Here is a 22098-nt window from a genome sequence, read left to right on the forward strand (position 1 = left end):
GAACCCCTCATTGCCTTCGGCGAGCCTCGCGATGTCCTCCTCCGGTACGCCGCTGTCGATCGCCAGTCTGGTGTGCTCGCCCCAGAAGAAGGCCGAGCGGCGGGTGTTGGCGACACGCAGGATCGCCAACTCACGCAGGCGCGGCGACAGCTCGCCCCGCCGCAGCAGGAAGCCGTTGAAGGTCAGAAAGGCTCGAGCCATCTCGGGGTGGCGAGCAAGCAGACCGATGATGTCGAATTTCAGCGGGTCCATGGCGTGTCCCGAACCGGCACGCGGCACCCTGTCCCCCGGAATACCCAGCAGCACACCAGACTGGCGATCGACAGCGGCGTACCGGAGGAGGACATCGCGAGGCTCGCCGAAGGCAATGAGGGGTTCTCCGGCGCCGACTTGCTTGTGCTGGAGGCGACGGACGAACTGCTCAGCGACGGTCGTGTTGACGGCGGGATCTGGGAGCGGCTGGTCGCCGCACTCGATACCCACGCCGCGATGGAATTGATCTTCGTCGTCGGCACATACACCATGTTGGCCATGGCCTTCCAGACCTGGGGCCTCGCTCCTCCGCCTGGGAGCGCGCCGCTGCCAGGCCCAGCACCGCGTTAGGTTTCGCAGTGATGGACCTGCAGCGAGTCGGCGACGAACTCGAAATCACTGCAGTGCTCCACAGATACGCTCGCGCGCCGAACGTGAAACTGCTTTCACGTTCGCACTCGGCCGTGAAGTTGGTTTCACGCTCGTGTTGACATGCCTGGGCCGCCCTACGGCAGCTTGGCGAGTTGCTTCTCCTGATAGCGCCGGGCCCACTCGGCGCGCGACCGGATCGACACGTCCACGTCAACCGCATTGGCGCGCAACGCTTTCACGGTTGCCCGCTCGCGGGGCGTTCGCGCGAACGGATTCCAAGTGAAGAACCGGCAGGCGTTGCCCCAGGTGATCTTGTTGATGTCATTGTCGTCGGCACCGGCGGCATTCAGCTCCGCCAGCACCTGCTCCGGCGCGTCCGGCCAGAAGCAGTCCGAGTGCGGGTAGTCACATTCCCAGGCGATGATGTCGATGCCGATCTCGTGACGCAGCTTCAACGAAGTCTTGTCGGTGACATAACAGGCCAGCGAGTGTTCGCGGAAGACCTCGCTGGGCAGCTTGTCCCCGAAGTCGCGGCGCAGCCATTTCTGATTGGTGTAGTGGCGGTCGCTGCGGTCCAAATAGAAGGGGATCCAGCCGATGCCGCCTTCGGAGAACGCGAATTTCAGGTCGGGGTACTTGCGCATGGCGGGTCCCCAGAGCAGGTCCTGCGCGCACATCGCCGAGACCTGGGTGGCCAGGATGATCAGGTTGTCGATCGGCGCGTCGGGGGCCATGCTGATCGCCCCGAATCCGGTGCCGATGTGCAGGCACATCACCACGTTCTGCTCGGACAGCGTGCGGAACACCGGTCCCCAGTACTCGTCGTCGTGATAGCTCGGAAGTCCTTCCAGGTGCGGCAGTTCCGGCATGGTCACCGCCCGGCAGCCCTTGGCTGCCACCCGGCGGATTTCGGCGCACATCGCCTCCGGGTTCCACGTCGGCAGGATGGCGATCGGAATGAATCGATCCGGGTAAGAGCCGGCCCACTCGTCGATGTGCCAGTCGTTGTATGCCGAGACCATCACCAGGGTCGCCTCCTCGCGGTGCATGTTGAGGTGACGCGCGGAGAAGCCGGTGAAGGTGGGGAAGCACATCGAGGCCAGGATGCCGTTGCGGTTCATATCCCGGACGCGTTCATGGACGTCGTAGACGCCCGGGCGCATTTCGGCGAAACCGGCCGGGTCGCGACCCCATTCGTCGGGCGGCCACGACACCACCGCGTTGAGCCCGCTCACACCCTGCGGCCTGCCCTGGTACATCCACTGGTCGATGCCCTTGTCGTCGACCACGACGATCGGTGCCTCTGCCTTGTACTTGGCGGGTACGTGGCGCAGGAACATGTCCGGCGGCTCGACCACATGGTCGTCGATGCTCACCAGGATCAGGTCATCGACGTTCATGACGCTTAGCGGCTCCGCTCGCTGGTCGTCTCGAACAACCGAGGGATGGGCGCGGGATCCAGCTGCAGGGCGTCGGACATGTTCAGCTGCCCGGCGTTGGCAACCATGTTGTCCAAGATCGTTTGCAAATCATCGCCTTCGAGTTCGTAGATGGCGACATAGGGGCCCTGCCCGTCGATCGGGCGCAGCCGGCGAGCCGCGACGATTCCGTCGAGCGCGAGCAGTTCGGGTATGTGTACTTCGTCGTACCAGGTGTTGTATTCCTGTTCGCGCTCAGGCGAACTGGGCCGGCTCTCGACGTACATGATTCCCTTGGCCATGTCGCCACCTTTCTTCGGGCGCTACTCGTAGCGCACCGTGACCGAATCCGTGTCAGGCACGCCCTGGCACGTCAGAATGTAGCCCTCGGCGACCTCGTCATCGTCGAGAGCGTCGTTGACCCGCATGGTCGCGTGGCCCTCTTCGAGCTTGGCCATGCACGTGCCGCAGTTGCCCGCCTCGCAACTGAACGGCGGCTCCAGTCCGGCCCGCCGCGCGCTCTGCAGGAGCGTCTCGCCGGGGACCAGCGGCACCGAGACCTTCTTGCGGTCCATGTGGATGGTCACCGTTCCCGCCCCGGAGCCGTTTGACGGATCTGTCACCCGTGGGGTCTCCTCGATGCTTCGGGTGACTGTCATCGTCACCGCCCCTCCCGTACTTGCATTCTTCACTATAGAGAATACTATTCTCACAGAGCGATAGGATCTTCTCAAGTGTGCGCGGATGTCAGGTCAGCCCGGCCTGTCAGGGAAGGACGGGACGTGCCCGAGCCGGCCGCGGTCGTGTTCGAAGACCGGCGACTGAGCCTGCCCCAGCTCGACGCGCTGGCCGACGGCTGGGCCGCGAACCTGGCCAAGAGTGGTGTCACAGCCGGTCAGCGGGTCGCGCTGATGGCGTCCAACCGGCCGGAATTCGTCGCCGCTGTGCTTGGGATTTGGCGGCTGGGGGCGACGGCGGTACTCATCAGCCCGGCATGGAAGCGTGACGAGGTCGATCACGCACTGGGGCTGACGGAACCAGCCCATGCCGTCGGGGATCATCCGGTGTTGGCCGGCATGATGCCGATGCTGCACCTCGACGAGCCGGTCGCAGCGGGGGAGCCATTGGCCGGGCAGCCACCGCCACCGTCGGACGCCGTGCTGGTCTTCAGCTCCGGCACCACCGGCCTGCCCAAGGCGGTCCGGCACACCCACGCGGCGCTGGGAGAGGCCGTGCGGCACTGGCGCGAAGCGCTGCGGCTGACGCCACGCGACCGGATCCAAATCGCCACGCCGCTGTCGCACATCCTGGGACTGCTCAACGTTCTCACGGCGCTGCGCACCGGCGCCCGCGTGCGGCTACATCCCCGGTTCGACATCGACCGGATGCTGCATCACATCGAAAGCGACCGCATCACAATCGAAATGGCGGTCGCGCCCATCGCGCTGGCCATCGCCTCACATCCCAGGCTCGAGTCCTACGAGCTGTCCTCACTGCGCTACATCATGTGGGGGGCGACCCCGGTCAGTGCCGACGTCGCGGAGGCCGTGACCCGCCGCACCGGCGTCGGCTGGGTGCCGGCGTATGGGACCACGGAATTGCCTGTCATCGCGTGCAATCCGATCGAGGGCGCCCGGTTGGACGCTGTCGGGCGGCCAGTGCCGGGCGTCGACCTGCGGGTGGTCTCGCCCGAGACGGGCGAACCGGTCTCCCCCGGGGAGATCGGTGAGATTCAGGCCCGGTCTTCGTCGCTGATGGCCGGCTACCTACCGGCCGAAGCGACCGCCGAGGTTATTCGCGATGGCTGGTACCGGACCGGCGACGTCGGGTGGATCGACACCGCAGGCTGGCTGCGAATCACCGACCGCCTCAAAGAAATGATCAAGGTGCGCGGCTTTCAGGTTGCGCCCGCCGAAATCGAGACGGTGCTGCACGGCCATCCTGCCGTCAAAGACTGCGCGGTGTTCGGCGTACCCGACGGAATAAACGGGGAAGCGGTCGTCGCCGCGGTCGCGACATGCGCACCCGTCGACGCCGCCGAACTCACCGCCCGGGTCGACCAACGGCTGGCTTCCTACAAACACCTGAGCCGGGTGGTGTTCGTGCCCGATATTCCGCGCCTGCCGTCGGGCAAGGTATTGCGCCGAGTCCTAAAGGAGCGCTATGGATGTACGTCTGACAGCTGAACAACAGCAATTGCGCGACGCCGCCGCTAAGCTGGCCGACGACCTTGGGCCCTCGGCGGTCCAGGACCTCGACGACCAAAGCCGCATTGCGCGCCTGGACAAGCAACTCGTCGGGACCGGCTGGCGGTCGCTGCGGTCGGACGGCGCCTCGGGCGTCGAAGTCGCCATTGTCGCTGAGGAATTCGGACGCCGGCTGGTCGACACACCTTTTCTCGGCCCGGTGCTCGCCGATGATCTCGCCTGCCGCGTCGATGCCGACAGAGCCGGCGCGACGATCGCGGTCGCAGATCGCGCCGTCGACGCGCGCGGCGCCCGGCGGGCCCTGAGCCTTTCGGGCGGGCGGGTCCTCGCCGCCGATGTGCGGGACTTGACCGGCGGCGCGGATTTGACGCGGGCCGATGCCACAATCGCGGAAACGGCGGCGACACTGGGCGACGTCTCCGCCGGCGTGGCGGAGCAATGGCGGGCGCTCGCGCTGGTTACCACGACGGCGGACCTGGTAGGCGTCGCGCGGGGCGCCCATGCGGTCGCGTGCGACTACGCCAAAATCCGGGAGCAATACGGCAAGCAGATCGGCTCCTATCAGGCGGTCGCCCACCTGCTCGCCGAAAGCCTTGCGCTGATCGAAGGTTCGATCAGCGTGTCGCGGCACGCCGCGTGGGCGGTCGACGAGCTGCCGCCCGCCGAAGCCGTCCGCGCCGCGCAGGTCGCCAAGGTCTACTGCGCGCGCGCCGCGAGAACCGTTTGCGAGACGGCGATTCAGGTGCACGGTGGCATCGGCAACACCTGGGACTGCCTGGTGCACGTCTACCTGCGCCGTGCCCTGACATCGACCGAGCTGTGGCCCGTCGCCTTGAAGGAGATCGATCTTGGACTTTCGTGACTCGCCAGACGAAGCCGCCTTCCGGGAGCGGCTCAGGTCCTGGCTTTCCGTGCACGCCAAGGAGTTCTCCGGATCCGGCGACGAGTATTGGGCCCGTCAGGCGGAATGGCACCAGGCGCTGTACCGGGAGGGCTTCTTCGGGTTGTCGTTCCCCCGCGAATACGGCGGACAGGAGTTGCCGCCCGTATATGACGTCATCGTTGACGAGGAACTCGCTCGGGCCGGCGCCCCGCCACGGCCAAGCGTCGGCTACCTGATCTACGGGATCGGCCGTCATGCCAACGACGAAGTGCGACAACGGTTCCTGCCCGGCATCATCAACGGCACCGAGCGCTGGTGTCAGGGTTTCAGTGAACCGGGCGCCGGCTCCGACCTGGCCTCGCTCACCACCACCGCTCGGCTCGAAGGAGACACCTATGTGGTGAACGGGCACAAGATCTGGACCAGCTACTCCGACGTCGCGGACTGGTGCCTTCTGCTGGCCCGCACCGACCCAGAGGCCAAACGCCACCGCGGCCTGTCGGCGTTCGTACTGGAGATGAAACAACCTGGCGTGCAACAGCTCCCACTGCGCATGATCAACGGGGTGACCAACGAATTCGGTCAGGTGTTCTTCGACGGCGCCCAGGTGCCGGCCGACAGGATGGTCGGCGCGCCCGGTGACGGGTGGGCGGTCGCCATGACCGTGGTCGGGCACGAGCGCGAGCCGTCCACGCTCGGTTACGCCGCCCGGTACGGCAAGCTGGTGCGAAGCCTGTACGCCCGCACCGATGGCCCGGTTCCCGAGGAGCTCGCCTGGGCTGCGGTGCAGTCGGAGATGCTGACCCATCATGTCCGTCGGCGGTTGTCGGAGCAGCTCGACGGGCTCTCGCACGGGCCCGAAGGGTCGCTCGACAAGCTGCTGATGACCTGGGTCGAGCAATCCGTCGGCCATGCCGCGCTGGCGGTCACCGGCACCCGCGATGCGGACCTGCTCAGCGCCTATCTGTACAGCCGCGCGCAGAGCGTGATGGGCGGGACATCGCAGATACAAAAGAACATCATTGCTTCACGCATCTTGGGATTGTCGGAGTGATCGCGAGCGCGGGCGAAGCCCGGGTGAAGCGGGTCACGACCAGAGAAGGAGCCTGACATGTACGACATGCCTGCCGAAATCGACGTCCAAGCCGACGGGCCGCTGCGGATCATCACCTTGAACCGGCCGGAGTCGCTCAATTCGGTCAACGACGATCTGCACGTCGGGCTCGCCAGACTGTGGCAGCGATTGACCGACGACCCCGCGGCTCGCGCGGCGGTGATTACCGGGGCCGGCAGGGCTTTTTCGGCCGGCGGTGATTTCTCGTATCTCAAGGAGCTGTCGACCGATGCCGAGCTGCGCGCCAAGACAATTCGGGACGGGCGCGAGATTGTGCTGGGCATGGCACGGTGCAGAATTCCCGTGGTGGCCGCGGTCAACGGCCCGGCCGTCGGGCTGGGCTGCAGCCTGGTGGCGCTGAGCGACATCGTCTACATCGCCGAAGAGGCCTACCTCGCCGATCCACACGTTCAGGTGGGGCTGGTGGCCGCTGACGGCGGCCCGCTGACCTGGCCGTTGCACATCAGCCTGCTGCTGGCCAAGGAGTTCGCGTTGACGGGCACCCGCATCAGCGCGCAGCGCGCAGTGGAGCTCGGCCTGGCCAACCACGTGGCGGCCGACCCCGTTGCGGACGCGATCGCCTGCGCCAAAAAGATTTTGGAGCTGCCCCAGCAGGCGGTCGAAAGCACCAAGCGGGTGCTCAATATCCATCTGGAGCGGGCGGTGTTGGCCAGCCTCGACTACGCGCTCTCCGCCGAGAGCCAGTCGTTCCTCACCGAAGACTTCCGGTCGATCGTCACCAAGCTGGCGGCGGGCAAGAACTGATCGCCGGTCACGCTCGCGGCGAGTCATGTTGGCGCAGAAAGTCACGCATCACGGAGTCGAACTTGGCCGGCTCCTCGATGAAGGGCATGTGAGCGCTCTCCTCAAAGAACACGAACCGTGAGCCGGCGATGCGCCGGTGCATGTCCCACATGTGTTCGGGCACGCATTCGTCGAACCTGCCCGCGAGGATGAGCGTGGGCAATGTGATCGCGGCCAACCGGTCGAACACGTCCCAGTCCCTGATCGTCCCGACGATGTGAAAGTCGCTCGGGCCGAACATCGTCTCGAAGATATCGGCACCCATGTTCGCGAAGGCTTCCAAAAGCTCTGGGGGCCATGGGCGTACGCGGCACAGGTAGGTTTCGTTCCAGGTGCGGATGGCATTCTGATATTCGGCCGTGTACGTCGTTCCGGCGGCTTCGTGGCGGTCGATCGCGGACTGGACCGCCGGATCGAGCTTGGCCTTCAACCGGGCCACCATCTCCGAGAACTGCGGTATGGACGCGATGCTGTTCGAAATGGTGAGAGTGGCCGCCCCCGACGGCACGTCGAGCACGTACTGCTGCGCCATCATCCCGCCCCACGAGTTGCCGAAGATGTGGAAACGGTTGAGGCCGAGGCCCGCTACGACGGCATCCATTTCGGCCACCGACCGTTGCATGGTCCACAGTTCGGGGTTCGACGGGCGCTCGGACTTGCCGCACCCAAGCTGATCCCAGTAGATGACTTCGCGCTCGTCGGCCAACCGCTCCAGCGAACGCAGATAGGTGTGGGGCAGGCCGGGACCGCCGTGCACCACTAGCAGGGGAAGCCCCGCTCCACCACCGACACGCTTGAACCACGCGCTGCCGCCCGGGACCGCGATCGTTCCCTCCATTGCCGACGATGCCTCCCGGGTTCCGCTCGCGAGCAGACGCAAAACCGCATCCTGCGATGCCGGTATATGCGATTTTGTCTCTGATCGCGAGTCCAGAGCTGCTTGCAACGCTGACTCTCGCAATGAGAGAATAGTGTTCTCATAAGCTGCGGGGGCTCTCGAGCACTCGCCACGCTCTCGCCGAAGTGGAGAAGACCGTGCCCGAAGCCGTCATCGTGTCCGCCCGTCGCACTCCCATTGGCACCGCCCGCAAGGGCACGTTGCGCGACACCAGCGCCTTTGACCTCGCGCACCACGTGGTCTCCGAAGCGGTGCAGGACCTGGACCCGGCGCAGGTTGACGACGTGATCCTGGGGGAGGGGCTCTACGGCGGCGGCGTGATCGCACGGCATGCGGCCATCACGGCCGGCCTGACCCAGGTGCCGGGTCTCGCGAACAATCGCCACTGCGCGGCCGGGCAGGCGGCGGTGCAGAGCGCGGCGGCAAGCGTGCGTGCCGGGATGGATCGGCTCGTCATCGCCGGCGGTGTGAACTCCGCCTCCACGTCCCCACGAGCCCGGATGCAGGTGGACGGTGAATGGGCCGACTGGTTTCCCCCGACCCATCCGGACAGTCCCGAGGCGCCGAACCTCGACATGTCGATCACGGTCGGCTGGAACGCCGCGGTCAAAGCCGGCGTGAGCCGCGAAGAGATGGATGCGTGGGCGCTGCGGTCGCACCGCAATGCCATCGCCGCGATCGACGAGGGGCGCTTCAAAGAAGAGATCGTCCCGATCGAAACGCCGCACGGCCTGTTCGCCGTCGACGAACACCCGCGCCGGGACACCACCATGGAAAAGCTGGCCGCGCTCAAGCCGCTGCATCCCGAAATCGAGGGCTTTTCCATCACCGCCGGGAATGCCTGCGGCGCCAACGACGGCGCGGCGGTGTTGACGATCGCGAGCGACGAGCTCGGGTTACCGGCGCTCGCCATGGTGCGGTCCTGGGCGTCGGTCGGGGTGGACCCGGCGATCACAGGTTTGGCGCCGGTGGAGGCTATCCCGAAAGCTCTTGCCCGCGCTGGCCTTTCGGTCTCGGATGTGGACCTGTTCGAGATCAACGAGGCCTTTGCCGCAATGTGCGTGGCCACTGTCAAGCTGCTCGATCTGGACCCGGACAAGGTCAATGTCAGCGGCAGCGGATGCTCGCTGGGCCATCCGGTGGCGGCGACGGGAGCCAGGATGATCGTCACGCTGATCCACGAATTGCGTAGCCGTGGTGGCGGAATCGCGGTCGCGGCCATGTGCGCGGGCGGCGGCATGGGGTCTGCCACCGTCATCGAGGTCCCCGCTCCCTAAATGGAGATCGCCGACTTGATCGCCGGCGCGCGCAACGGATCTCCGCGCGCGGTGGGTCGGCTACTTTCTCTCGTCGAGGGCGAGCGCCGCGACGAGGTGCTGGCCGGCATCGGACCCGCATCGGTGAGCGTTATCGGCATCACCGGGCCGCCGGGTGCGGGCAAGTCCACGACGATCGCCGCGCTGGTCGGCGCATACCGCGAGCGGGGGGACCGGGTGGCGGTGTTGGCGGTGGACCCGTCGTCGCCGTTCAGCGGTGGTGCTCTGTTGGGCGACCGGATACGAATGGCCGCGCACATCAACGACTCCGACGTGTTGATCAGGTCGGTCGCGACACGCGGTCATGTCGGGGGGCTGGCCGCCGCGGTCCCCGCGGCCATCCGGCTGCTGGGGGCGATCGGTTACCAGGTCGTCCTGCTGGAGACCGTGGGGGTGGGGCAATCCGAGATCGAGATTGCCGCGGTCGCCGACCCCACCGTCGTCATCCTCAATCCCGGTGCGGGCGACGCGATTCAGGCCGCGAAGGCGGGGGTGCTCGAAGTCGCCGACATCGTGGTGGTCAACAAGGCCGACCGCGAAGGTGCCGAGCGGACCGTGCGGGATCTGCGGGAGGAGACTGATGCCCCGATCGTCAGCCTCATCGCCGCTCGCGGCGAGGGCATTGCGGAGTTGATGGCGGCCATCGAGGCCCACCACCGCGCCGACAGTCGTGCCCGCCGACTGGCCCGCGCCCGCGCGCAGATCCTGTCGCTGGCGCAAACCCGGTTGCGGAGCCGGCCGGATCTCGACCGACTGGCCGAAACGGTCGTCGACGGCGACCAGGACCCCTACTCGGCGGCCGAGCAGTTGCTGTCACCGACCGACGGTTCGCAGGACTGACAATCCTTCTTGTCCCCCGATTGGGGGAACCGGGATTCATCCCCTTTGCGGGCCGATCGGCGGAGGTCCGGCCGCGTCGATCTCCCTACGTTGATCTTGTGTACAACACGGCGGTCACCGCGACGCCGCCAACCAGGACCAGTTAGGAGACCCGCACATGGCTCGCACCCCCGAACTGTCGGCCGTAAACGTCGGTGAACAGCTGGAGCTGTACCGCCGGATGTGGGTTATGCGGCTGCTGGACATGGCGCTGGAAGAGCGGCGCATCGACGGTTTGCTCAACGGGACGACGGCGGCCGCCTTCGGCCAAGAGGCCGTGGCGGTCGGTGCCGTCGCGGCGCTTCGACCCGGCGACGTCATGAGCACCGCGGTCCACCACTTCGAGCACGCCCGACGGGTCGGCCTCGCCCTTCCGCTGGGTCCCGCCATCGCCGAGATGATCGCCGCGAGCCGGGCCGCGGCCGGCGGCGCGAAGGAAAGCCCGTTCGTGACGGAATGGAAGCAGTTGTTCGCCACCACGGACCCGGTGCGGCAGTCGATCTTGTTCGCGTTGGGCGATGCCTATGCGCAGCGGCATGCCGGTGACGGCAGGGTGACCCTGTGCGTCATCGAGGACGACGCCGTGAGCTCCGCCGAGTTCAAGTCGGCCGCGCGGATCGCGCTGTCGTGGCGGCTTCCCGTGGTGTTCGTTGTCGAAAACATCCGTGACGCGTCCGGCGTGCGACGGGGCCCGCGCGAGCACCACGGCTTGCCCGTGCTGTCGGTGGATGGCAACAGCGTTGGGGCCGTGCATGACTCGGTCACCGAAGCGTTGGAACGAGCGAGCGCCGGCGGCGGTCCTGCGATGGTGGAAGCCGTGACCTTCCGGACCAACCACCCCGCCGCGGTCGATCCGTTGGTTTGCGCCAAGCGGCAGCTGACCCGTGCCGGGGTGAGCGCCGTACACCTCACCGAGGTGGAACACCGGGCTCGCCGGCTGGTGGCTGAGGCCGCGGCCTTCGCGAACGCGCTGCGACGGGCGAATGGGCCGGCGTCGGTCGGCGGGCCCGACCCCAGGTCGGCCGCTAGCTGAGCAGACCTTGCCGCATCGCCTCGGCTACGGCGGCTGCGCGATCGCTGACGCCGAGCTTCTCGTACAGGCGTTGCACGTGGGTTTTGACCGTCGACGGAGCCACGTACAGCTCACCCGCGATCACCGGGATGCTTTGGCCACGCGCAATCCGGTTGAGCACCTCGCGTTCCCGCGCGCTGAGCACGGGACCCGTCGGCTCCGCCCGGTGCCGGATCTCCGCGGTCAGGCCCCCCACCAGAGCCGGTGCCACCACGTCGCGGCCCTGCGCGCAGTCGAGCACGGCCTTGACGATTTCGCTGCGGGTCGAGTCCTTGAGCACGAACCCGGCTGCGCCCTGCTGCAGCGCCTGGTACACGATGGCGGGCTCGTCGTGCGCCGAGATCAGCAGCACGCGGGTCGGCAATTCCTGGCTCCGCACCGCCGCCGCCACCTGTCCACCGTCCATGCCGGGCATGCGGTAGTCGAGCAGGGCGATGTCGGGCCGGTGCTCCTTGATCAGTTCCAGCGCCGCCGCGCCGTCCTCTGCCTCGCCGACGACGTGCACCGAACCGCTCGACGAAAGCGCGCGCACTACGCCCTCGCGAAACAGCGGATGGTCGTCACCGACAACCACCCGCACCTTTTCTGGCGTTGCCGGCCCGGCCATGGCGACGAGTGTAGCGGTCCGCTCAAGTGCGTCGTTCTCAAATTCCGGACAATCTGATGGCGAATATCCCGGTTTGCTTCGGCGGTTCCGACGTGGATTATTACGGTGATCGGATGGCGGATAGCAGCGACACAGAACTGGATCGGGTGCGCAGGGTCCACCAGTTGCGCTCGTACCGAATCGTTTCGGTGCTCCGGATCTGTGTGGTGGGCCTGATGGTTGCCGCCATGGTTGTCGACACCCCGCGGTCGGAATGGCCGCAGCAAAGCGCTCTCGTCGCCGCCTACGCATTCGTTGCGCTCTGTGCGTTCGTGCTGGCGTTCACCCCCGTGCGCCGATGGGTCGGGTTGGGCGGCTCGGCCGGGGTCGGTCGGCTGGAGCCGTTTACTTTCACCATCCTCGATGTGGTCGCGTTGACCGGCTTTCAATTGCTGTCCGCCCTGGGGATCCTTCCGCTGTTGATCATGGTGCTGCTGCCGGTGTTGGTGGGCGTGGATGTGTCGTCGCGCCGTGCGGCGGTGGTGCTCACCTTCACGCTCGTCGGCTTCGCCATTGCCGGCATTCATGACCGAGTGCTGATGAGTCCGGGGCACTGGCCGAGCACGGTATTTCTGCTCGGGCTCTACGGCTTTCTGTGCGTCACGGCATTCGTCGTCGTCCGGATGGAGGAGCGACACGTGCGATCGGTCGCGGGCCTGAGCACATTGCGTGAGGAGTTGCTCGCTCAAACGATGACCGCGTCCGATGTCGAGCAGCGGCGGATCTCGGAATCCCTTCACGACGGGCCGCTGCAGGACATTTTGGCGGTGCGCCAAGAACTCGTCGAGTTGGGCGCGGAATTGCCCGGCGATGAGCGTGTCGGGCGGGCGCTCACCGGTCTTCAGATGGCGTCGGAACGCCTGCGGGAGGCGACTTTCGAACTGCATCCCGCCGTCCTCGAGCAGGTCGGCCTGGCGGCCGCCGTCCAGCAGCTGGCCGTAATTAGCGCCCAGCGTTCGGGCATCGAGATCTCCACCGACATCGATTACCTGATTCGCAATGCGATCGACCCGATCGTGTTCGGTGTGGTGCGCGAATTGCTGTCCAACGTCGTGCAGCATTCCCGGGCTCGCAGTGCTTCGGTCATGCTCGGGATCACCGACGACCGATGCGTCCTGCACGTGGTCGATGATGGGGTGGGGTTCGACGTCGGGACCGTGGCCCGCCGCCTCGGCGAGGGACACATCGGGTTGGCGTCGCACCGGGCGCGCGTGGACGCCGCCGGGGGTGAGTTCGTGTCCCTCGATGTCCCGGTCGGGACTCACATCTGCGTCGAGCTGCCGATCACGAAATAGCGCAACGCTACTTCAGGTCGACGGACTTTCCCGTGGCGGCCGCGTAACCCGCGCGATAACCGAAAACCATTGCGGGACCCAATGTCCCGCCGGCGCCGCCGTAAGCACGTCCGGTCACGCCGCCCATCGCGTTGCCCGCGGCGTAAAGACCCGGGATCGGCTCACCGCTCACATGCAGCACGCGCCCGTCGCGATCGGTGCGCGGACCGCCCTTGGTGCCCATCGCGCCGATGCACACCGGCACCGCGTAGAAGGGCGCGGTGTCGATCGGGCCGAGGGTTTTGCCGGCCAGGGTGGTCGCGCTGTCGTCGCCCCAGTAACCGTCGTAGGCGCTGGAGCCGCGCCCGAAGTCGGGATCGGCGCCGGCGGCCACGTGGCGGTTCCAGGCCTCGACGGTGCGCGTCAAGCCGTCGGCGTCGATGCCGGTCTTGGCGGCCAGCTCGGCGAGGTTCGCCGACTCGCAGAACCAGTCCGGAACGGGCTGTCCCGGTTCGATGCCCAGGAATCCGTAGCGCTGCAGGTGAATTGAATCGAACACCATCCACGCGCGGCCGTTGACGTACCCGCCGCGGGGATCGAGGTAGTGGAATGCGCCGGCCATGGAGTTGTAGTCGCAGGCCTCGTTGACAAAGCGGCGGCCCGCCGAGTTGACGATGATGCTCCTGGGCCGCGTCCGTTCCAGCCGTACGCTGCGGCTGCGTGGCTTGCCTTCGATGGTGTCGCCGGGGATTTGGACGATCGGCACCCACCAGGCCTCGCCCATGTTCGCCAGGTCCGCGCCCTGTGCCATCGCCATGCGCAAGCCGTCCCCGGTGTTGTTGGGCGGCGAGACCGCGCCGTGCATCGGGCCACGCAGAAAGGCCTGCGCGAGAGCGGGATCCCACTCGAAGCCGCCGGTGCCCAGGATGACGCCGTGCCGGGCGCGAACGTCGAACGTGCGTCCTTGGAGTCCGATCCGCGCACCGGTGATTTCTCCGTCCTCGGCGATGAGTCGCTCTGCCCGCGCATGGGTGTGCGGGGTGACGCCGGCATCCAGCAGTCCCTTGAGGAGCCCCGCGATCAGCGCCGTGCCTGCGACGCACAGGTGACTGGTTCGTTCGTCGATCGCCGCGTGCAGACGCGCCCTGGTCTCGGCATCGAACCCGACGTTGGACCAGTCGGCGGGAAACGACGTGATCCGAGTGGCCCACTCGCCCAACTGCGCCAGATCGAAGGGAGCGGCAGTCAGCGAACGGCCGCCGGCCGGTTGGCCTCCCGGCAATTCGGGCCGATAGTCGGGGAAGCCGGTGGCGATCTCGAAGCGCAGACCGCTGTGTGCCTCGACGAAGTCGAGCATCGCCGGGCCGGTGTGCACGAATGTCTCGACCAGTTCGTCGTCCATCGAGCCCAGGGACTGCGCGCGCAGGTATCGCAACGCGTCGGCGGGCGTCAATTCGCCGTCGGGCGAACGGTTATGGGCCGGGATCCACACGACGCCACCCGACACCGCGGTGGTCCCCCCGACGGTCGGCGCCTTCTCGAAGACCTCCACCGAGGCCCCGGATGCGGCGGCGGCGAGGGCGGCGGTGAGCCCGGCGCCGCCACTGCCGAGCACGACGACGTCGACTTGCGTGTCCCACGACATTGATCGTTATCCCTTCAGCCCAGCAGCTCGGACAACTGCTTCGCGGCTTTGACGACCGCATCTTTTCCACGCATCACGACGTCTTCCCGGTGGGAGATGAGGTTGATGCACGTGGGTGGGGAGGGCGGGTGGCGGCGCACCGCCACGGCCAGGCCATAGGTGTTCGGCTCGATCTCCCCGTACGTGCTCACCCAGCCGCTCTCGCGAGCGCGGGTGACCAGGTCTCGTTCCCCGGGGCGCGGCGGCATGCTCGCGAGCAAGGCGATTCCGGCCGCACCCCGTTCGAGCGGGTACCGACTTCCTTCGTGGAAGGACAGTTGGTAGGCGACATGGCTCGGCACGATGACCGCGATCGCAACCTGCTGGTCGCCCTCGGCGATGAGCAACGACACCGTGGTGCCGAGCTCGTCGGCCAGCGCGCGCAGGATCGGCAGGCTGACCTGGCGCACATTGCGGTCGAACGATGCGCCGAGAACGGCGAGCCCGGAAGCCGGCCGGTAGCGCCCGTCCTCTCCCTTTGCCACCAAACGGAATTCGGCCAGCGTGGAAAGCAGCCGATAGGCGATGGTGCGATGCACCCCGACCTGTTCGGCGAGCTGTTGCACGGTGAGCCCACTGGGGGAGTCCGCCACCATCTGCAGCGCGGTCAGCCCCCGGGCCAGCGTCTGTGAACCTGTCAACGAACCTGCCACAGCCTTGACAGACCTCCTCGCGAGAGCGAAGCTCTATTAATAACGCACGTCCGTGTGCGATATTAGCACACCAAGTTCGTCAAGAACGAGAATACGATTTCCACGAACTGAAGGCCAGAGAGGAACCGTGGCGGAGTTCGAGAGCATCTGGAGCGATCTCCAGGGCGTCGCATTTGAGCAGGGCTACCTCGACGCCGGGGGTGTGCGGACCCGCTACCTGCGGGCCGGCGACCCGGGCAAGCCGGTGCTGGTGCTGTTGCACGGATCGGGTGGCCACGCCGAGGCGTACGTTCGCAACCTCGGGGCGCACGCCGAGCACTTCTGGACCTGGTCGATCGACATGCTGGGCCACGGCTACACCAGCAAGCCGGGTCACCCGCTGGAAGTCCGCCACTATGTCGAGCACCTGATGGCCGTCCTGCGCACCATCGGCGTCAATCGCGCCAGCATCAGCGGTGAATCGCTGGGCGGTTGGGTGGCCGCCCGCGCCGCCATCGACCATCCCGACGTGGTCGACCGGCTCGTCCTCAACACCGCCGGCGGCTCCCAGGCCGACCCGGTGGTGATGAAGCGGATCATCACGCTATCCATGGCGGCCGCCGAGGACCCGACCTGGGAGACGGTGCAAGCGCGAATCAAGTGGTTGATGGTCGACAAGTCCAAGGGCTACGACGACTTGGTCGCCAGCCGCCAACGCGTCTATCGTCAGCCGGGATTCGTGGACGCCATGCGCGACATCATGGCGTTGCAGGATCCAGAGATCCGGGCGCGCAACATCATCGGCCCCGACGAATACGCTGCCATCACGGCGCCGACGCTGGTGCTGTGGACCAGCGACGACCCCACCGCGGACGTGACCGAGGGCCGCCGCATCGCCTCGATGATCCCCAATGCCCGCTTCGAGGTGATGCCCGGCTGTGGTCACTGGCCGCAGTACGAAGACGCCAAGACCTTCAACCGTTTGCACCTCGACTTCCTGCTGGGGCGGTGATGGTCGAGGCGGGGCGCGAGCCGGCGGGAATCGAGACCGATGTCGTCGTGGTCGGGGCGGGGCCGGTCGGCCTGACGTTGGCCAACATCCTTGGGCTGCAGGGCATCCGCACGGTGGTGGTCGACGAGCGCGACACGCTGATCGACTATCCGCGTGGGGTGGGACTCGACGACGAGGCGCTGCGGACCTTCCAGTCGATCGGGCTGGCCGATCGCATCGTGCCGCACACGGTGCCCAACCAGATCCTGCGATTCGTCGATGCCAAGCGGCGGGTGCTTGCCGAAATGGCGCCGCCCGACGCGCGGTTCGGCTGGCCGAAACGCAACGGTTTCGTGCAACCGCTCGTCGACGCCGAATTGCTGGCCGGGCTGGAACGATTCGAGCACGTCGAGGTGCGGTGGGGGCGTCCGATGGTGGCGTGTCAGGGCGACGCCGACGGGGTGACCGTCGAACTCGGGGGCGCGCGTGACCATGAAACATCAAGCCTACGAGCACGTTACGTGGTGGGTTGCGACGGCGGTCGCAGCATGACCCGCCGCATGATGGGCGTATCTTTCGACGGGACTACTTCGTCGACACGCTGGCTGGTGGTCGACATCGCCAACGACCCGCTCGGTCACCCAAACAGCGAAGTCGGCGCCGACCCCGAACGCCCGTACGCCTCGATCTCGATTGCGCACGGAATTCGCAGGTTCGAGTTCATGATTCACGCCGACGAGACCGACGAGCAGGCTGAGGATCCGGCGTTCCTGACACGGATGCTGGCCCGGATGGTGCCGCACCCGGACCGCGTCGACGTGATCCGGCGCCGGGTCTACACCCATCACTCGCGGATCGCCGGCGCGTTCCGCAAGGGCCGGCTGTTGCTGGCTGGGGACGCCGCGCATCTGATGCCGGTCTGGCAGGGCCAGGGTTACAACAGCGGCATCCGCGATGCGGCCAATCTCGGTTGGAAGCTCGCCGCGGTCGTGGGCGGACGCGCCGACGACAGGCTGCTGGACACCTACGACATCGAGCGGCGCAAGCACGCGCGGGCCATGATCGACCTCTCCACCATGGTGGGTCGGGTGATTTCGCCCACCAACCGACGGGTGGCCGGCGCGCGCGACCTCCTCGTGCGGTCGGCGTCAATTGTGCCGTCGCTCAAGCGCTTTGTCCTGGAGATGCGGTTCAAACCGATGCCCCGCTACGAGCAGGGCGCCGTCGTGCACAGTGCTCCCCGCCGGCCGGATTCGCCGGTGGGCACCCTGTTCATCCAGCCCCGGGTCGACACCCGGGAGACGCAGAATGTGCTGCTGGACGACGTGCTCGGTGACTGGTTCGCCGTGCTCTGCTGGAACAACAACCCCCGCAAGATACTGGGCGACGTCGCCTTCGCGAACTGGAAAGCCCTGGGCGCCCGGTTTATTGCGCTGCGGCCGCTGACCCAGCTGCATTGGACCGGACACGACGATCCCGACGTCGTGGTCGTGGGGGACCGCGACGGTGCGGTCAAATCCTGGTTCGACACCCACCAGGAATCGGTGTTGTTCCTTCGTCCCGACCGGTGCATCGCCGGTGCGTGTATCGCTCAGCGCGCCCCCGACCTGAGCGCCGCGCTCATTGAGGCACTCACGCTCACGCCGCGAGGGGGTGATCCGCAAAGTGGCACTGGCTCTGTGCTGTATGTCGCACAGCCCGCTCCTGAATCTTCCGGGGCCGTCGCAGGACCTGCTTGACGACATCGAAGGCGCGATCGCCGGCGCGCGACAATTCGTCGCCGACTACGACCCCGAACTCGTCGCCATCTTCTCCCCGGACCACTACAACGGCTTCTTCTACAAGATGATGCCGCCGTTCTGTATCGGCACGAGCGCCAACGGAGTTGGCGATTACGGCACCCATGCGGGCCCGCTCGACGTTCCGGAAAGGCTGGCCACCGAGTGCGCGCAAGCCGTGCTCGACGCAGGCGTGGACGTCGCGGTTTCGGCCTGCATGGACGTGGACCACGGGACCGTTCAGCCCCTCGAAAAGCTGCTCGGCGCAGCCACCGCACTACCGGTGATACCGATCTTCATCAACGCGATCGGCGTCCCGCTGGGGCCATTGCATCGTTGCCGGGCGCTCGGTGCCGCGGTCGGCACCTATCTGGCCACGCTGAACAAGCGGGTTCTGGTGCTGGGATCCGGTGGCCTTTCGCACAGCCCGCCGGTGCCGACACTGGCGACCGCACCGCCGCCGGTCCTGGAACGTATCGTGCACGGCCGGCCGATGACGCCCGAGCAGCGGGAGGCCCGGCAGGCGGCCGTGATCGATGCGGCCAAGAGCTTCGCCGCCGGCGACGGCGAGCTGCAGGCACTGAACCCGGTGTGGGACCAGCGATTTCTCGAGATCATCGACGGCGGCTGGCTCCCCGAACTCGACCGGTGGTCGAACTCGTTCGTCGCGCACGAGGGCGGTAGCTCCGCCCAGGAAATCAGAACCTGGATCGCCGCATTCTCCGCGCTGGCGAGCGCCGGGCCGTACGAAACCGTTGGGCGCTACTACAAACCGGCCCCTGAACTCATCGCAGGGTTCGCCATCAGGACGGCGGTGCCGAAATGACGGGCGGGCAGGACGGCTTCGACCACGTCGTCGACGTACTCGTCGTCGGGTCGGGCGGCGGAGGCATGACCGCCGCCCTGACCGCCCAATCCGCCGGGCTGGACGCGCTGGTCGTGGAGAAGTCGTCGTTCTTCGGCGGCTCCACCGCGCTGTCCGGGGGCGGCATCTGGGTGCCGGGGGCGCCCGCACAGCGCAGGGAGGGCTACGTGCCCTCACCCGAGAGCGTCGTCGAGTACCTGCAACGGATCACCGACGGATTGGTCAGCGAGGCGCGAATACGGCAGTACGTCGAGTCCGCGCCGAAGATGCTCGAATTTCTCGAACGGCTTTCCGGTTGGTTTGAATTCGTCTGGAAACCCGGTTACGCCGACTACTACCCGGAACTGCCCGGTGGATCCGAACTGGGCAGCACGATCAACGTGCCGCCCATCGACCTGCGGAGGCTGGGCCCCGACGAGCACAAGCTTCTCCAACCTTTGGCGTTGGCCCCGAGGGGAATCTGGCTCGGGCCCAAGGAACTACGGACCTTCTACCGCATCCGGCAATCGTGGGCCGGCAAAGGCGTTCTCCTCAAGCTGATTTCGCGGATGGTCCGGGCGCGGGTGTTCGGCGAACGGATGGCTGCGATCGGGCAGTCGCTGGCCGCGCGCCTGCGGCTGGCCATGCGGGAACGCGGCATCCCGCTGTGGCTGGACTCGCCGATGACCGAGTTGCTCACCGACGCCGACGGAACGGTGACCGGCGTGTCTTTGGAACGGGGTGGTGAAACGCAACGGATCGGGGCACGTCTCGGGGTCATCCTGGCGTCCGGCGGCTTCGACCATGACCTGGCCTGGCGCAAGGAACTGCTGCCCGTGGTAGACCAGGATTGGAGTTTCGGCAACCCCGCCGCCATGGGCGACGGCATCAGGGCAGCGCAGAAGGTCGGTGCGGCAACCGAGTTGCTCGACGAGGCGTGGTGGTTCCCCGCCATCCAATGGCCGGACGGCCGCATGCAATTCATGCTGAACGAACGCATGATGCCCGCACAGTTCATCGTCAACGGCGACGGCAAGCGCTTCATCAACGAGGCGGCGCCCTACATGGACTTCGGTCACGCCATGATCGACGGCCACAAATCCGGAGTCACGCACATCCCCTGTTGGCTGCTCACCGACCACAGGTCGTGGAACCGCTATGTCATCGGCGGCCATCTGCCGATACCCAAGATCCCCGGAGCGCCGGTGCCCACCGGCCGCAAGGTCCCCTCGGCGTGGCTGGAATCGGGAGTGGTCAAGGCGGCGATGACGTGGGAGGAGATGGCGGGCAGGATCGGCGTGCCGGCGCACAACTTGTCCGAAACCGCACGGCGTTTCAACGAACTCGCCCGCAAGGGCCACGACGACGATTTCAACCGCGGTGACAGCGTCTACGACAACTACTACGGCGATCCGACACTGCCCAACCCGAACCTGTACCCGCTGGGCGATCCACCGTACTACGCGTTCCGGATCGTCCTGGGCGACCTCGGGACGTCCGGCGGCCTGCGTACCGACGAATTCGCCCGGGTGCTGCGGGACGACGACACCGTGGTCCCGGGGCTGTATGCGGTGGGCAATACGTCCGCACCGGTGATGGGACGCAGCTATGCCGGTGCTGGGGCGACGATCGGCCCCGCGATGACCTTCGGCTTCGTCGCGGCGAATCACCTTGCCGCACAGGCCGCCAACCGAACCCTTAATTCTCATAGGAGGTAGCAATGAAGATATCGCTGTTCTACGAGTTCGCCCTACCGCGGCCGTGGGCGCCCGACGACGAGCACGTCATGATGCAAGAGTGCCTCGACGAGGTCGAGGCCGCCGACAAGGCGGGCTTCTCCACCGTGTGGCTGACCGAGCACCACTTCCTCGAGGAGTACTGCCACTCGACGGCACCGGAAATCTTCCTTGCCGCGGCCAGTCAGCGCACCAAGAACATCCGGCTCGGCTTTGGCATCATGCACCTGCCACCCGTGGTCAATCACCCCGCCCGGGTCGCCGAACGCATCGCCACGCTCGACCTGCTCTCCAACGGCCGGGTGGAGTTCGGCACCGGGGAGTCGTCCTCCGTCGGTGAACTCGGCGGATTCAACATCGATCCGGCTGACAAACGAGCCCAGTGGGAGGAGGCCCTCGAGGTCTCGATCCGCTGCATGATCGAGGAGCCGTTCGCCGGCTTCAACGGCGAGCACGTCCAGATGCCGGCACGCAACGTCGTCCCCAAGCCGCTCCAAAAGCCGCATCCACCGGTATGGGTCGCCTGCACGCGACCGGCGAGCGTGCAGATGGCCGCCCAAAAAGCCATTGGCGCACTGAGTTTCGCCTACACCGGACCCGGACCGCTGACCGAGCGGGTGAACGGGTACTACAAGGAGTTCGAAGAGAACGGTGTGCCCGTTACCCCGCGGATCAATCCGAACATCCTGGCCATCGGCGGCGACCTGTCGATGATGGTCGCCAAGTCCGACGAGCAGGCGCTGCAACGGCTGGGGCAGGGCGGTGGCTTCTTCTCGTTCGGGATCATGCACTACTACATGACGGGGGTGCACACCCCCGGCCGGACCGGGGTCTGGCAGCGGTACCTCGAGGAAGTCGAGAAGGACCCGACGCTGGCGTACGGGCCCGGGCGGGGCGCGATCGGTTCACCGGCCACGGTGCGGGAGTTCCTGCGCGGTTACGAAGAAAGCGGCGTGGACGAGATCATTCTGCTGCTCAACCCGCGCAGCCACGAGGGCACCATGGAATCCATCGAGCTGATGGGCTCCGAAGTGCTGCCCGAGTTCATCGAGCGCGACGCTAAAGCGGTGGCCGAAAAGGCCAAGCGGTTGGAGCCCGTCATCGAGAAGGTGGAGGCGCGGCGGCCGGCATCGACCGCACCGCAATTCGACGAGCACTATTCGTTCGGTGGCCTGCCGACCGGTCGGGGCGGTAAGTTCACCGCCAGCGAGATCCCCGAAGCCATGGCGGAGATCAACGAGGGCCGCGTCCAGGCGGCCCAGCGGTTGAAAGAACAGCAAGGCAAGTGACACCGAAAG

At 66.8% G+C, this 22098-nt stretch carries 22 protein-coding genes; 14 read left to right on the top strand and 8 right to left on the bottom strand.

The genetic code is table 11. The annotated features are described in order from the left end of the window. The coding region (locus tag A5709_RS13380; RefSeq protein WP_197520138.1) for a carboxymuconolactone decarboxylase family protein at nt 1-369 on the bottom strand (369 nt) is incomplete at its 3' end. Here A5709_RS13380 and A5709_RS28430 point away from each other — a divergent pair. Next, a complete protein-coding gene (locus A5709_RS28430) occupies nt 256-603 on the top strand; it encodes a hypothetical protein (RefSeq protein ID WP_369827323.1) in 348 nt (115 codons plus the stop codon). The two genes, A5709_RS13380 and A5709_RS28430, sit on opposite strands and share 114 nt — an antisense overlap. A 155-nt stretch (nt 604-758) precedes the next feature. On the opposite strand, the gene A5709_RS13390 is transcribed toward A5709_RS28430, so the two are convergent. From A5709_RS13390 to A5709_RS13400, 3 genes are read right to left on the bottom strand one after another with little or no spacing between them, the layout of a single operon-like run. Continuing rightward, entirely contained in the window at nt 759-2024 is a 1266-nt protein-coding gene (locus A5709_RS13390) for an amidohydrolase family protein (RefSeq protein WP_068009857.1), read from the bottom strand. A gap of 5 nt (nt 2025-2029) precedes the next feature. After that, complete coding sequence (locus A5709_RS13395) at nt 2030-2344, bottom strand: DUF4286 family protein (RefSeq protein WP_068120311.1); 315 nt, start codon at nt 2342-2344, stop codon at nt 2030-2032. 21 nt (nt 2345-2365) lie between these two features. Next, nucleotides 2366-2701 carry a 2Fe-2S iron-sulfur cluster-binding protein gene (locus A5709_RS13400; protein ID WP_067948669.1) on the bottom strand — a complete coding sequence of 112 codons (336 nt, stop codon included), beginning with the start codon at nt 2699-2701 and terminating at the stop codon, nt 2366-2368. A 123-nt stretch (nt 2702-2824) separates the two neighbouring features. Between A5709_RS13400 and A5709_RS13405 the strand changes: the two genes are divergently transcribed. The 4 genes from A5709_RS13405 to A5709_RS13420 are packed head-to-tail and all read left to right on the top strand — an operon-like array spanning nt 2825 to nt 7011. Beyond that, nucleotides 2825-4228, top strand: coding sequence for a class I adenylate-forming enzyme family protein (locus A5709_RS13405; protein WP_068120313.1), 1404 nt, complete (start codon nt 2825-2827; stop codon nt 4226-4228). Continuing rightward, complete coding sequence (locus A5709_RS13410) at nt 4206-5111, top strand: acyl-CoA dehydrogenase family protein (RefSeq protein WP_068120334.1); 906 nt, start codon at nt 4206-4208, stop codon at nt 5109-5111. Before A5709_RS13405 ends, A5709_RS13410 begins: the two co-directional genes overlap by 23 nt. Continuing rightward, nucleotides 5098-6186: an acyl-CoA dehydrogenase family protein gene (locus tag A5709_RS13415; protein WP_068120316.1), complete on the top strand. Its 1089-nt coding sequence runs from the start codon at nt 5098-5100 to the stop codon at nt 6184-6186. Before A5709_RS13410 ends, A5709_RS13415 begins: the two co-directional genes overlap by 14 nt. A 57-nt stretch (nt 6187-6243) precedes the next feature. Beyond that, nucleotides 6244-7011 (top strand): enoyl-CoA hydratase/isomerase family protein, encoded by a 768-nt coding sequence (locus A5709_RS13420; protein WP_067948560.1) that lies wholly within the window; start codon nt 6244-6246, stop codon nt 7009-7011. 7 nt (nt 7012-7018) lie between these two features. Here A5709_RS13420 and A5709_RS13425 read toward each other — a convergent pair whose 3' ends face one another. Beyond that, the gene (locus A5709_RS13425) at nt 7019-7888 is read right to left on the bottom strand and encodes a proline iminopeptidase-family hydrolase (RefSeq protein ID WP_068120318.1); all 870 of its coding nucleotides are present in this window, start codon (nt 7886-7888) and stop codon (nt 7019-7021) included. Between the two features lie 197 nt (nt 7889-8085). Between A5709_RS13425 and A5709_RS13430 the strand changes: the two genes are divergently transcribed. From A5709_RS13430 to A5709_RS13440, 3 genes are all read left to right on the top strand, one after another. Further along, nucleotides 8086-9225 carry a thiolase family protein gene (locus tag A5709_RS13430; RefSeq protein ID WP_067948666.1) on the top strand — a complete coding sequence of 380 codons (1140 nt, stop codon included), beginning with the start codon at nt 8086-8088 and terminating at the stop codon, nt 9223-9225. Then, nucleotides 9226-10104, top strand: coding sequence for a methylmalonyl Co-A mutase-associated GTPase MeaB (meaB, locus tag A5709_RS13435; RefSeq protein ID WP_067948557.1), 879 nt, complete (start codon nt 9226-9228; stop codon nt 10102-10104). Nucleotides 10105-10261: 157 nt separating this feature from the next. After that, nucleotides 10262-11176, top strand: coding sequence for a thiamine pyrophosphate-dependent enzyme (locus tag A5709_RS13440; RefSeq protein ID WP_068120320.1), 915 nt, complete (start codon nt 10262-10264; stop codon nt 11174-11176). Here A5709_RS13440 and A5709_RS13445 read toward each other — a convergent pair. Continuing rightward, a complete protein-coding gene (locus A5709_RS13445; protein ID WP_067948553.1) occupies nt 11169-11822 on the bottom strand; it encodes a response regulator transcription factor in 654 nt (217 codons plus the stop codon). The two genes, A5709_RS13440 and A5709_RS13445, sit on opposite strands and share 8 nt — an antisense overlap. Nucleotides 11823-11935: 113 nt before the next feature. On the opposite strand from A5709_RS13445, the gene A5709_RS13450 reads away from it, so the two are divergent. Further along, complete coding sequence (locus tag A5709_RS13450; protein WP_068120335.1) at nt 11936-13156, top strand: sensor histidine kinase; 1221 nt, start codon at nt 11936-11938, stop codon at nt 13154-13156. Between the two features lie 7 nt (nt 13157-13163). On the opposite strand, the gene A5709_RS13455 is transcribed toward A5709_RS13450, so the two are convergent. Both A5709_RS13455 and A5709_RS13460 read right to left on the bottom strand, forming a co-directional pair. Then, nucleotides 13164-14780, bottom strand: coding sequence for an FAD-dependent oxidoreductase (locus tag A5709_RS13455; RefSeq protein ID WP_067948552.1), 1617 nt, complete (start codon nt 14778-14780; stop codon nt 13164-13166). Between the two features lie 14 nt (nt 14781-14794). Further along, nucleotides 14795-15472, bottom strand: a complete 678-nt coding sequence (locus A5709_RS13460; RefSeq protein WP_068120321.1) for an IclR family transcriptional regulator — start codon at nt 15470-15472, stop codon at nt 14795-14797. Nucleotides 15473-15599: 127 nt separating this feature from the next. On the opposite strand from A5709_RS13460, the gene A5709_RS13465 reads away from it, so the two are divergent. Genes A5709_RS13465 through A5709_RS13485 form a run of 5 tightly spaced genes read left to right on the top strand, consistent with a single transcriptional unit; the run spans nt 15600 to nt 22089 of the window. Next, nucleotides 15600-16463, top strand: coding sequence for an alpha/beta fold hydrolase (locus A5709_RS13465; protein WP_067948548.1), 864 nt, complete (start codon nt 15600-15602; stop codon nt 16461-16463). Continuing rightward, complete coding sequence (locus A5709_RS13470; RefSeq protein WP_067948546.1) at nt 16463-18181, top strand: bifunctional 3-(3-hydroxy-phenyl)propionate/3-hydroxycinnamic acid hydroxylase; 1719 nt, start codon at nt 16463-16465, stop codon at nt 18179-18181. The genes A5709_RS13465 and A5709_RS13470 overlap by 1 nt, the downstream gene beginning before the upstream one ends. After that, the gene (locus A5709_RS13475; protein WP_068120324.1) at nt 18129-19046 is read left to right on the top strand and encodes a 3-carboxyethylcatechol 2,3-dioxygenase; all 918 of its coding nucleotides are present in this window, start codon (nt 18129-18131) and stop codon (nt 19044-19046) included. The genes A5709_RS13470 and A5709_RS13475 overlap by 53 nt, the downstream gene beginning before the upstream one ends. Then, nucleotides 19043-20782, top strand: a complete 1740-nt coding sequence (locus A5709_RS13480; protein WP_068120326.1) for an FAD-binding protein — start codon at nt 19043-19045, stop codon at nt 20780-20782. Before A5709_RS13475 ends, A5709_RS13480 begins: the two co-directional genes overlap by 4 nt. A 2-nt stretch (nt 20783-20784) precedes the next feature. After that, nucleotides 20785-22089 carry an LLM class flavin-dependent oxidoreductase gene (locus A5709_RS13485; RefSeq protein ID WP_067948540.1) on the top strand — a complete coding sequence of 435 codons (1305 nt, stop codon included), beginning with the start codon at nt 20785-20787 and terminating at the stop codon, nt 22087-22089. Nucleotides 22090-22098: the final 9 nt, after the last annotated feature.

Source organism: Mycobacterium sp. E1386 (assembly GCF_001672745.1).
Lineage (GTDB): Bacteria > Actinomycetota > Actinomycetes > Mycobacteriales > Mycobacteriaceae > Mycobacterium.